The organism is Nocardioides sp. CPCC 206348 (genome assembly GCF_048654705.1).
In the GTDB taxonomy this organism is placed as follows: domain Bacteria; phylum Actinomycetota; class Actinomycetes; order Propionibacteriales; family Nocardioidaceae; genus Nocardioides.
The window spans coordinates 210-10,992 of record NZ_JBMCZA010000075.1 but is presented as its reverse complement, the minus strand read 5'-3'; the positions used below and the strand labels follow the sequence as shown (position 1 = coordinate 10,992).

General features: G+C 71.1%; 11 protein-coding genes. 8 read left to right on the top strand and 3 right to left on the bottom strand.

The window, feature by feature from the left end:
* Window positions 1-18: 18 nt before the first annotated feature.
* The gene (locus ACOADB_RS03490; protein WP_378596544.1) at window positions 19-981 is read right to left on the bottom strand and encodes an MOSC domain-containing protein; all 963 of its coding nucleotides are present in this window, start codon (window positions 979-981) and stop codon (window positions 19-21) included.
* A gap of 282 nt (window positions 982-1,263) precedes the next feature.
* On the opposite strand from ACOADB_RS03490, the gene ACOADB_RS03485 reads away from it, so the two are divergent.
* From ACOADB_RS03485 to ACOADB_RS03470, 4 genes are all read left to right on the top strand, one after another.
* On the top strand, window positions 1,264-2,427 hold the full coding sequence (locus ACOADB_RS03485) for a transglycosylase family protein (RefSeq protein WP_378596543.1): 1,164 nt from the start codon (window positions 1,264-1,266) through the stop codon (window positions 2,425-2,427).
* Between the two features lie 86 nt (window positions 2,428-2,513).
* Window positions 2,514-3,392, top strand: coding sequence for a 16S rRNA (adenine(1518)-N(6)/adenine(1519)-N(6))-dimethyltransferase RsmA (rsmA, locus tag ACOADB_RS03480; RefSeq protein ID WP_378596542.1), 879 nt, complete (start codon window positions 2,514-2,516; stop codon window positions 3,390-3,392).
* On the top strand, window positions 3,389-4,306 hold the full coding sequence (locus ACOADB_RS03475; protein ID WP_378596541.1) for a 4-(cytidine 5'-diphospho)-2-C-methyl-D-erythritol kinase: 918 nt from the start codon (window positions 3,389-3,391) through the stop codon (window positions 4,304-4,306). The genes rsmA and ACOADB_RS03475 overlap by 4 nt, the downstream gene beginning before the upstream one ends.
* Complete coding sequence (locus tag ACOADB_RS03470; protein WP_378596540.1) at window positions 4,299-6,119, top strand: ABC-F family ATP-binding cassette domain-containing protein; 1,821 nt, start codon at window positions 4,299-4,301, stop codon at window positions 6,117-6,119. Before ACOADB_RS03475 ends, ACOADB_RS03470 begins: the two co-directional genes overlap by 8 nt.
* A 34-nt stretch (window positions 6,120-6,153) precedes the next feature.
* Here the strand turns inward: ACOADB_RS03470 and ACOADB_RS03465 are convergent, their stop codons facing one another.
* Window positions 6,154-6,642 carry a MarR family winged helix-turn-helix transcriptional regulator gene (locus ACOADB_RS03465; protein ID WP_378596539.1) on the bottom strand — a complete coding sequence of 163 codons (489 nt, stop codon included), beginning with the start codon at window positions 6,640-6,642 and terminating at the stop codon, window positions 6,154-6,156.
* A gap of 65 nt (window positions 6,643-6,707) precedes the next feature.
* On the opposite strand from ACOADB_RS03465, the gene ACOADB_RS03460 reads away from it, so the two are divergent.
* From ACOADB_RS03460 to ACOADB_RS03450, 3 genes are read left to right on the top strand one after another with little or no spacing between them, the layout of a single operon-like run.
* On the top strand, window positions 6,708-7,616 hold the full coding sequence (locus ACOADB_RS03460; RefSeq protein WP_378596538.1) for an alpha/beta fold hydrolase: 909 nt from the start codon (window positions 6,708-6,710) through the stop codon (window positions 7,614-7,616).
* Window positions 7,613-8,398 carry a methyltransferase domain-containing protein gene (locus ACOADB_RS03455; protein WP_378596537.1) on the top strand — a complete coding sequence of 262 codons (786 nt, stop codon included), beginning with the start codon at window positions 7,613-7,615 and terminating at the stop codon, window positions 8,396-8,398. The genes ACOADB_RS03460 and ACOADB_RS03455 overlap by 4 nt, the downstream gene beginning before the upstream one ends.
* Window positions 8,395-8,784 carry a VOC family protein gene (locus ACOADB_RS03450; protein ID WP_378596536.1) on the top strand — a complete coding sequence of 130 codons (390 nt, stop codon included), beginning with the start codon at window positions 8,395-8,397 and terminating at the stop codon, window positions 8,782-8,784. Before ACOADB_RS03455 ends, ACOADB_RS03450 begins: the two co-directional genes overlap by 4 nt.
* Window positions 8,785-8,907: 123 nt before the next feature.
* Here the strand turns inward: ACOADB_RS03450 and ACOADB_RS03445 are convergent, their stop codons facing one another.
* Window positions 8,908-9,777 carry a hypothetical protein gene (locus ACOADB_RS03445; RefSeq protein WP_378596535.1) on the bottom strand — a complete coding sequence of 290 codons (870 nt, stop codon included), beginning with the start codon at window positions 9,775-9,777 and terminating at the stop codon, window positions 8,908-8,910.
* Window positions 9,778-10,006: 229 nt separating this feature from the next.
* Between ACOADB_RS03445 and ACOADB_RS03440 the strand changes: the two genes are divergently transcribed.
* The coding region (locus tag ACOADB_RS03440) for a sigma-70 family RNA polymerase sigma factor (RefSeq protein ID WP_378596534.1) at window positions 10,007-10,783 on the top strand (777 nt) is incomplete at its 3' end.

The window sequence follows — 10,783 nt, the reverse complement described above, 5'->3', positions numbered from 1 at the left end:
CCAGCCCGACCAGCCCGGTCAGCGCGGCAGGAAGCGGTTGCCGGCCTTGACCGTGTTGCGCTTGACCCGCTCGGCCATCCGGCCGAAGGTCGCTGCGACCGCGCCGTGGCTGGGTGGCGGGTCCAGGTCGACGGCGTCGCCGACACGCACCGTTCCGGCCGTGGCGACGTCGGCGTAGACGCCGAACCAGCGCTGGCCGTACGTCGACACCGACCGCATCACCGCGGGGTCGGCCGGGACCCCGGCCTGCTCCCGCAACGGCACCGTGCAGCGGATGGTCGGGACCTCGACCCGGATGCCCAGCTCGCCGGCCCGGAGCGTGCCGCCGATCCACTCCTGTTCGGCCAGGCCGTCCAGCGGGCTGTCGATGACGATGTTCGGGCGGAACCGCCGGACGTCGAAGTCGCCGCCGTGCGCGGCCATCGTGCGCAGGCTCGAGGTGGTCACGACGTGCAGCGGGTAGGCATCGGCGAAGATCCCGATCGGGGTCGCGTAGATCGCGAGCTCGGCCAGCATCTTCAGCGAGAACATCGAGTAGTCCGGCAGCGGCTCGTCGTCGGCGAGCCCGAACTGTTGGCGGATGTCCTTCTTGCTCGCGAGGACGCCGCGGTACGCCGCCTTGTCGTGCAGCGGCGGCAGCGGGACGAGCGCGACCCGCTTGCCCGTGAGCTCGCTCAGCCGGGCATTCATGGTCTCGGGGTCGGTGCTGGCGACCTCGGTGCCGTCCGGGAACGTGACGACCACGTCGGCCACGTCGCCGGGCCCGACGCCTGCTGCTGGCTCGTCGACGTACCGCGCCGTGCAGCCCAGCAGGAGGGGGAGCCGTCGTGCCGTCGTGACGGCGTTGAGCTCGAGGTCGCGGACCGCCCACATCCGGTCGGCGTGCGCGGCGCGCTCGTCGACGTACGACGACGTCACCGTCTCCCCGCCCATCGACTTCACGGGGTAGCGCCACAGGGCTGCGATCGTGCCGACCAACATGCTTGAAAGTAGCATCGAAAGTGCTAACTGGAGTTAGCAAGATTCTGTGACGCGTGGGGCCAGAGGGGCGTTTTCGGGGTGAGACAGGTCACTCCTGAGCGTGAATCGGGCCTCGAGGGTTTGCTTCTGGGTGCTAGCTCCTGTTCTCGTTGATGTCAGAAGGCCGGGATCGGAAGCACCATCTCGACCAGTTCTCACGGGATCAGGCAGTACCGCACCGCGTGCGGGAGACCCGATCGGACTGGTGGACCGAGGCCCGGGGAGCTCGAACATCGGAGAGTCGTGCAGCTTGCGCACCCCACCCTTGCCCTGCGCTCCAAGGCGCTCATCCAGAAGCTGACCCACAGCCGGGTCGCCCTCGTCGCGACGATCGTCGCGGTGTTGATCGCGGTCTCCGCGGTGACCTACGGCTACTCGTCGATGACCACCGAGGTCACGCTTTCTGTCGACGGCAAGGAGCGCACGGTCTCCACGTTCGGTGATACCGTCGAGGACGTCCTCGCGTCCGCCGACATCGACCTCGCCGACCGCGACGTCGTCTCGCCCGACCAGGACGAGAAGATCGAGGCGGGCGACAAGGTCTCCGTCCGGTACAGCAAGCCGATCGAGCTGACCGTCGATGGTGACACCAGCACCCACTGGGTGACCGCGACCGACGTCCAGGGCGCGCTCTCGCAGATCGGCACCCTGTACGCCGACAGCCGCCTCTCGACCAGCCGCAGCATGACCCTGACCCGTGGTGGCGCCGAGATCGACGTCGTCACGGCGAAGAAGCTCACCTTCAAGCTCGCCGGCAAGAAGGCCGTCAAGCGCAACGTGGTGGCCCTGACCGTCGAGGAGGCGCTGGCCGAGGTCGGCGTCGAGCTGGACAAGCGCGACAAGGTCAGCCCCAAGCGCGACGTCGAGGTCAAGGACGGCGACAAGATCGTCTACACCGACATGAACGTGAAGACCCGCAGCGTCGACGACGAGGTGTTCGACGCGCCCGTCAAGGAGATCGAGGACGACTCGATGTTCAAGGGCGAGCGCAAGGTCGTCACCGAGGGCGTCTCCGGCGTCCGCGACGTGACGTACAAGATCGTGTTCCGCAACGGCAAGGTCGTGCGTCGCGAGATCGTCGAGCAGGACGTCAGCAAGGAGCCGACGGCCGAGGTCGTGCGGGTCGGCACCAAGGAAGTGGTGACCGCCAACTACGCCGGCGGCAGCAGCGTCTGGGACCGCCTCGCGCAGTGCGAGGCCGGCGGCAACTGGGCCACCAACACCGGCAACGGTTACTACGGCGGCCTGCAGTTCAGCCTCGGCACCTGGCGCGCGAACGGCGGAACCGGCATGCCTCACCAGGCCTCCCGCGAGACCCAGATCGCGATCGCGACCAAGGTCCGCGACGCCTCCGGTGGGTACGGCGCCTGGCCCGGCTGTGCGTCGAAGCTCGGTCTGCCCCGCTGATTGACGTGAACGGGGTCGAGCCCCGGTGTGCTGAGCTTTGGACTCAGCCGCCGGGGCTCGAACCGTTGACCGATAGCCTGATGTCCGTGCCCGACTCTGCTGCTCCACCCCGCCTGTTGGGTCCGGTGGAGGTTCGGGAGCTCGCGGCACGCCTGGACCTTCGCCCCACCAAGCAACGCGGCCAGAACTTCGTCATCGACGCCAACACCGTCCGCCGGATCGTGCGGGAGTCGGGTGTCGTCGAGGGCGAGGTGGTCCTCGAGGTGGGTCCCGGGCTCGGGTCGCTGACCCTGGCGCTCCTCGACGCCGGTGCCGACGTCACGGCGATCGAGGTCGACCAGACCCTGGCCGACGAGCTGCCGGCGACGATCGCGTCCTTCGCGCCCGACCACACGGACCGGTTCCGGGTCGTGCTCGCCGACGCGCTGGCCGTGACCGAGGTCCCCGGTCCGGCGCCGACGGCCCTGGTCGCGAACCTGCCGTACAACATCTCGGTGCCGGTGCTGCTGCACCTGATGGAGCTGCTGCCGTCGCTCGAGCACGGCCTGGTGATGGTGCAGGCCGAGGTCGCCGACCGCCTGGCCGCGCCTCCCGGTTCCAAGACGTACGGCGTCCCGTCGGCCAAGGCTGCCTGGTACGCCGAGGTGCGGCGGGCCGGCGCGATCGGCCGCAACGTCTTCTGGCCGGCGCCGAACGTCGACTCCGGGCTGGTGGCCTGGACGCACCGCGCGCCGCCGACCGACGAGGTCACCCGCGAGCAGGTGTTCGCCGTCATCGACGCCGCCTTCGCGCAGCGCCGCAAGGTCCTGCGCGGAGTGCTGCGCGGGATCGCGGGCAGCGCCGAAGCGGCCGAGGCCGCGCTCCTCGCGGTCGGTGTCGACCCGCTCACCCGTGGCGAGTCGCTCGGGATCGACGAGTTCGTCGCGATCACGATCGCGCTGCACCAGCAGGGAGTCGCGCAGTGAGCCAGCAACGCATCGACAGCCTGCCGCCCGTCACCGTGCGCGCGCCCGCCAAGATCAACCTCCACCTCGGCGTCGGCGCCCCGCGCCCCGACGGCCTGCACCCGCTCGCAACCGTCTACCAGGCCGTCGGCCTGTACGACGACGTGACCGTGTACGACGCCCCTGCGTGGTCGGTCGAGCTGACCGAGCACGTCGACGGCGTGCCGCTCGACGACACCAACATCGCGATCCGCGCCGGCCGCGCGCTGGTGGAGCACCACGGCGTCGACCTCGCCGCGCACATCTCCATCTCCAAGGGCATCCCGGTCATGGGGGGCATGGCCGGCGGCTCGGCCGACGCCGCCGCGACCCTGCTCGCCCTCGACCGGCTCTGGGACCTGCAGACGCCCGACGACGACCTGCTCCGGATCGCCGGTGCGCTCGGCAGCGACGTGCCCTTCGCCCTGCTCGGTGGTACGGCGCTCGGCACCGGTCATGGGCAGCTGGTGGAACCGGTCACGGACCGCACGTCGGTGTGGTGGGTCGTCGTGCTCTCGGGCGAGGGGTTGTCGACCCCCGCGGCCTACCGTCACTTCGACGAGCTCTCGCCGGACGCGCCCGCCGACCCGCCCGTCCCCGAGGCCCTGCTCGAGGCGCTCGCCGGTGGCGACGTCGACGAGGTGGGGGACCTGCTCGCCAACGACCTGTGGCCCGCGGCGCGTGACCTCCGGCCCGATCTGGTGGACGTCGAGGTGCAGCTGCGCAGCCTCTCGCCCGCCGGCGTACTCCTGTCGGGCTCGGGCCCGACCCTGCTCGTGCTGCACGACGACGTCGACGACGCGCGTGCCACGGCTGCTGACCTCACCGAGCGCGGGTTCCGGTGCACCCTCGCGCCCGGCCCTGTCGCTGGTGCCCACGTGGTGACCTATGCCTGAACCGACCAGCCTGCTCAACCTCGAGAAGGTCTCCAAGGCCTTCGGCGTGCGCCCGTTGCTGACCGACGTCTCGCTCGGCATCGCTGCCGGCGAGCGGATCGGGGTCGTGGGCCGCAACGGTGACGGCAAGACGACGCTGCTGCGCCTGATGACCGGCACCGAGGAGCCGGACTCCGGTCGGGTCTCGCGCCAGCGCGGCCTGCTCATCGGGGTCCTCACGCAGCGCGACGACTTCGACGACACGCACTCGGTGCGCGAGGTCGTCCTCGGTGGGATGGCGGACCACGAGTGGGCCGCCGACGGGCGTTCCCGCGAGATCGTCGAGGTCCTGCTGGCGGGCGTCGAGCTCGATCGCATCATCCACGGGCTGTCCGGTGGCGAGCGTCGCCGCTGCGCGCTGGCCGCGCTGCTGCTCGGCGACCACGACCTGATCATCCTCGACGAGCCCACCAACCACCTCGACGTCGAAGCCGTCGCCTGGCTGGCTGCGCACATGGCCGGCCGGTCCTCCGCGCTGGTCGTGGTGACGCACGACCGCTGGTTCCTCGACGCGGTCTGCCAGCAGACGTGGGAGGTCCACGACGGTGTCGTCGACCTGTACGACGGCGGCTACGCCGCGTTCGTGCTCGCCAAGGCCGAGCGTTCGCGCCAGGCCAGCGTCTCCGAGCAGCGCCGGCAGAACCTCGTCAAGAAGGAGCTGGCCTGGCTGCGCCGCGGCGCCCCGGCCCGCACGGCGAAGCCGAAGTTCCGCATCGACGCCGCAAACGCCCTGATCGAGGACGTTCCTCCGCCGCGCGACCGGCTCGAGCTCCAGAAGTTCGCCACGCAGCGGCTGGGCAAGGACGTCATCGACATCGAGGACGTCGACTTCGTCCGCGGCGAGCGCACCCTGCTCAAGAACGCCACCTGGCGCCTCGGCCCCGGTGACCGGGTCGGCCTGGTCGGCGTCAACGGCGCGGGCAAGACGTCCGTCCTGTCGCTGATCGCCGGCACCGCCTCGCCCGTCGCCGGACGGGTCAAGCAGGGCCGCACGGTGGCGCTGGAGCACCTGACCCAGGACGTCGAGTTCGACGACCCGAACTCGCGCGTGCTCGCGACGGTCGAGTCGATCCGGCGCGTCACCAAGACCCTCGACGGCGAGGTGTCCGCAACCTCGCTGCTGGAGCGCTTCGGCTTCACCGGTGACCGCCTCACGGCCCGCGTCGGTGACCTGTCCGGTGGTGAGCGGCGCCGCTTCCAGCTGCTGCGGCTGCTGCTGACCGAGCCGAACGTGCTGCTCCTCGACGAGCCCACCAACGACCTCGACATCGAGACCCTCAACGTCCTCGAGGACTTCCTCGACGGCTGGCCCGGCACGCTCGTCGTCGTCTCCCACGACCGGTACTTCCTGGAGCGGGTCACCGACTCGGTCTGGGCGTTGCTCGGCGACGGCAAGGTGTCGATGCTGCCGCGTGGCGTGGATGAGTACCTCGAGCGTCGCAAGGCCGGGGGTGCGGAGAACACCACCGCATCGCCCAGGAAGTCCGATCAGGACCAAGCTGATCGAGCACCCGCTGAGGGCGGCGGTGGATCGAAGTCCAACAAGGCCCGCGCCGGTTCGGCCGAGGAGCGCACCGCTCGCAAGACGGTGGCCCGCCTCGACAAGGTGCTGGCCCGGATGGGTCAGCGCGAGGGCGAGCTGACGGCTGCGCTGCTCGACAACGCCAGCGACGCGAAGAAGCTCACCGAGATCGCGGAGGAGCTCACCGCCCTCCACGAGGACAAGGCAAACGCCGAGCTCGAGTGGCTCGAGGCGGCCGCACTCCTGGAGTGATCGGGGTGTGATCCGGGAGTGATCCGGGGAGGGGTCAGTCGGCGAAGGGCAGCAGCAGCCGGCGCAACAGGTCGGCGAGCAGTCGCCGGTCCTTGTCGCTCAGCCCGGTCAGCAGGTCCCGTTCGGCGTCGAGCAGTGCGGTGAACGCACCGTCGACCGCCTCCTTGCCCTCCGGGGTCAGCCGGACCAGCACACCGCGGCGGTCGGACGGGTCGGGGTGGCGCTCGACAAGGCCCCGGGTCGCGAGCCGGTCGACCCGGTTGGTCATCGTCCCGCTGGTCACCAGCGTCTCGCGCAGCAAGCGCCCCGGCGAGAGCTCGTACGGCGCCCCGGCCCGCCGCAGCGCGGCGAGCACGTCGAACTCCCACGGCTCGATGTCGTGGGCCGTGAAGGCCTGCCGGCGCGCCCTGTCGACGTGGTGGGCCAGGCGGGAGATCCGGCTGAAGACGGCGACGGGCCCGAGGTCGAGGTCGCTGCGCTCGCGCGCCCACGCCTCGATCAGCTCATCGACCTCATCCCGCATGGCGGCATCCTAGCGGTTGGGTCGAGAATCTTGATGTCAAGATAGATGCGCCGTAGGGTTGCCCCGTGAACCATCGATCGACAGTGCTGGACCGGGTCACCCTCACCAGCCTCGTGTGGGGTGACGTCGACGACCACGACCGGCCGCTCGCCGTGCTCCTGCACGGGTTCCCGGACACCGCCCACACCTGGCGCCACGTCGCGCCGGCACTGGTCGACGCGGGCTGGCGGGTGGTCGCTCCGTTCACGCGCGGCTATGCGCCGAGCTCGATCCCGACCGACGGCAGCTATCACGTCGCGGCACTGATGGACGACGTCCTCGCCCTCCATCGGGAGTACGGCGGCGACGACCGGGCGCTGCTCGTCGGGCACGACTGGGGTGCGATCACCGCCAACGGGATCGCCGCGACCGACGCCAACCCGTTCGGCCACATCGTCTCGCTGTCCGTGCCGCCGCTCGCCGCGATGAACCCGCACCGGGGTGACCTGGCTCGGTGGCTCCGGGTGCTGCCGCGACAGGCCGGGCTCAGCTGGTACACCGTGTTCAACCAGCTCCCGCGCCTGCCCGAGCGTTCCTTCGACCGTCTCGTCGACCACCTGTGGGAGCGCTGGTCCCCGGGCTTCGACGCGACCGAGGACCGCAGGCACCTCGCGGCCGCCGTACCGGACGAGGCACGCAAGAGCGCGGTGCTCGGCTACTACCGCGCCCAGCCGCGCGCCTGGGGCATCCCGGAGCGCTACCGCCGGTTCGCGAACGACTGGCTCGCGGGGCCGAAGGTGCCGATCCTCTACCTCCACGGCGCCGACGACGGTTGTCTCGACGTCCGGTGGGCCGGCCTGGTCGGCAGCCACCTGCCCGAGGGCAGCCGGGTCGCGGTCGTCGAGGGTGCCGGGCACTTCCTGCAGGTCGAGCGTCCGGACGTCGTCAACGCGCGCATCCTCGAGTTCCTCACCGAGCGGGAGGTCGCGCGTTGAGCCACGCCTGGGATCCGCAGCGCTACCTCACCTACGCCGACGAACGCGGCCGCCCGTTCGTCGACCTGATCACCCGCATCGACGCAGCCGATCCGCACGTCGTGGTCGACCTCGGTTGTGGTCCGGGCAATCTGACCTCCCTCCTCGCTGACCGCTGGCCGGCAGCGTCGGTCACCGGCATCGATTCCAGTGAGGACATGGTGCGCGCGGCCTCCGACAGTCCGGCCGCGGAGCGCGTGTCCTTCCACAGGGCCGACCTGCGCGACTGGCTGGCGACCGTCGCGCCGGGCTCCGTCGACGTGCTGGTCTCCAACGCGACCCTGCAGTGGGTCGACGGTCACCTCGACCTGGTGCCCGCCCTGGTCGCCGCGCTCGCGCCCGGCGGCTGGCTCGCCTTCCAGGTGCCCGGCAACGCCGACCAGCCCACCACGACGATCCGCGAGGAGCTGGCGGCCGAGCCGCCGTACGACCTCCACACGGCCGGCGCCGCCCGGATCGCTGCCCATGACGCCGCCACCTACCTGCGCGTCCTGCAGGGCCTCGGCTGCGAGGTCGACGCATGGGAGACGACGTACCTCCACGTCCTGCAGGGCCCTGACCCGGTCTTCACCTGGGTGTCGGGCACCGGCGCCCGCCCCACGCTGCAGGCGTTGCCCGACGACCTGCGCCCCGCGTTCGAGGAGGAGTTCAGGGCCCGCCTGCGTGCGGCCTATCCGGACGACGGTGCTGGTGTCGTGATGCCCTTCCGCAGGATCTTCGTCGTCGCGAAGTTGCCGGGATGAGGATCCACCACGTCCAGGTCGCCTGCCCGAGCGGCGGCGAGGATGCGGCCCGCCGCTTCTACGCGGACGGCATCGGCATGACGGAGGTGCCGAAGCCGGCGGAGCTGGCGAAGCGGGGAGGTTGCTGGTTCCGGTCGTACGACGCCAGCGGAGTCACCACCGCCGAGATCCACGTCGGCGTCGAGGAGCCGTTCGCCCCGGCACGCAAGGCCCACCCCGCGTTCCTGCTGGGATCGACGGACGAGCTCGAGGCCGTCGCCGCGCGCCTCGGTGATCTCGGGTTCGAGACGGACTGGCGCGAGCGGCACACGTTCGACGGCCACGAGCGTTGCCATGCCTTCGACGGCGCCGGCAACAGGGTGGAGCTGCTCGCGCCTGCACGGTGAATCGGCAGGTGAGTCGGAGTGCCCGCGGGGTGGAATGAGGTCTCCGTTGATGGAGACCGGATCCCTGCCGCTCCGTAGCCCCCCCAGGCCCCCGGAACTGGCGCCCGCAGGCACTCCGACGATCTAGGGGCCGCTCCTGCGGCCGGCGTCGCGCAGTGCGACCAGCGTGTCGATCTCGCGCTCGTGCTCGCGGCGGCCGACGGAGGCCGCCTTCTCGCGGCAGAGGTCGACGAACGCCGCGATGACCGAGGCGGTGTGGGACTTGCCGGCCTGCTGTGCGAGGTCGACGATCCGGCCCGTGTACGGCGACCAGGGCTTCGCCGTGACCATCGCCATGTGGTGGCGCCACTCGACGATCGTGCCCTGCTCGGCGATGTCGAGGAGCTCCTCGATCGTGTCCAGCGTCGGGACGGTCCAGGTCTTGTCGGTGCCCTGGTTGAGCAGGGCATGAGCAGCGCGCAGGCACGTGTCGGCGATGGCCTCGACGTGGGTGGCCGTCCGGGGGTCCGCGGCCAGGCGCTCGCGCAGGTCGCTGGCGACGAGGCGGCGGACTGCCTCGCTCGTCAGGGGCAGTCCCGGGTGTGACTCCAGCGGGCTGCCGTGGCGGTGCTGGAGTCGGGCGAGCCGTTCGTGTCCGAGCTGTCCCGCCAGGTCGGCGAGCGCTGCGTGGTCGGTGACCTCGTCGAAGAGTGCCAGGGCGACCAGGTTGGCCGCGGACGCGTCGGCGGGGGAGGCGAACGTGTTGTCCTCGTGGTCCTCGAGGAACAGCAGGAGGCGCTCCCAGGCGTCCAGGTCGTCGGCGCCCACCTGTGCGACCCGTCCGAGCACGTCGCCGGTGATCTCGAGCAGGCGGTGCCGGTAGGGCCCGACCATGCGTCGGCGCTCGAGCAGGCGGTTCCGGAGCGCGGCGGTACGGCGAGCGACCGCGCGCGGCCGGAGCTGGACCACCCCGGAGGGCGCGGTGCCGGTGCGGGTGCTGTGCAGCGCGCTCATCGGTGCCTCCGTCCGCAGTTCAGGGTGGGTTGGGGCAGGCCGGGGTCCTCCGGCCTGCCCTCAACCAGACGGAGCGCGTCCGCGAACATCACGCGGTTTTCCGGGAAGTTTGCAAATTTCCCGGAGATGGCATGATGCGATGCGCATCCACGACGACCTCGCAACGAAGCGGGCCCGACAACGCGCCGCCCGTCACGGGCCGCGAACGACCAGGATCCGGGGGGACCTGATGGCGGACGACTCGCGCCGCGAGCTGGACGAGCAGCTGCTCGACCGCGTCCGCAGCGGCGACAGCCTCGCCTACGAGGACCTTTACCGCGCACACGTCGACGGCGCCCGTCACCTGGCGCGCATCCTGGTCGGCGCCGACCAGGCCGACGAGCTTGTCGCGGAGTCCTTCGCCCGCGTGCTCGCGGCCCTGCGGTCCGGCGGCGGACCGACCGACAACTTCCGCGCCTACCTGCACGTCACGATCCGCAACGGCTACCGCGACGGTCTGCGGGCACCGCGCGAGTCGCCGGTGTCCGACCAGCCCTGGCTGTTCGACGACGCCCAGCTCCCCGCTGAGGAGATGGTGGCCGGGCTCGACGAGACGGTCGCGGTGGACGCCCTCTCGAGCCTGCCCGAGAGCTGGCAGCGGGTCCTGTGGCACGTCGAGGTCGAGGGACGGAAGCCGGCTGAGGTCGCCACCATCATGGACCTGCAGCCGCGCGCTGTGTCCTCGCTGGCCCACCGTGCCCGCGAGGGCCTCAAGCGCGCCTATCTCGACCTCCACGCCGGCCCTGCGCCGGTGCGCGAGCAGTGCCAGTGGGCGCACGCCCGGATGAGCCAGTTCGCCCGTGGCGACCTCAGCCCCCGCGCCGAGCTGAAGTTCGGCGAGCACATCGACTCCTGCCCGGACTGCAACCAGGCGTTCATCGTCGTGGACACCGTCAACCAGAAGCTCGCCGCCTACGTGCTCCCGATCGTGCTGCTGGCCGTGCTGCCCGGTGGCGGCAAGGGCCTG

Coding starts and splice junctions, on each gene's coding strand:
- ACOADB_RS03490 (WP_378596544.1), bottom strand. CDS start 981: ATGTTGGTCGGCACGATCGCAGCCCTGTGGCGCTACCCCGTGAAGTCG.
- ACOADB_RS03470 (WP_378596540.1), top strand. CDS start 4,299: ATGCCTGAACCGACCAGCCTGCTCAACCTCGAGAAGGTCTCCAAGGCC.
- ACOADB_RS03465 (WP_378596539.1), bottom strand. CDS start 6,642: ATGCGGGATGAGGTCGATGAGCTGATCGAGGCGTGGGCGCGCGAGCGC.
- ACOADB_RS03450 (WP_378596536.1), top strand. CDS start 8,395: ATGAGGATCCACCACGTCCAGGTCGCCTGCCCGAGCGGCGGCGAGGAT.
- ACOADB_RS03445 (WP_378596535.1), bottom strand. CDS start 9,777: ATGAGCGCGCTGCACAGCACCCGCACCGGCACCGCGCCCTCCGGGGTG.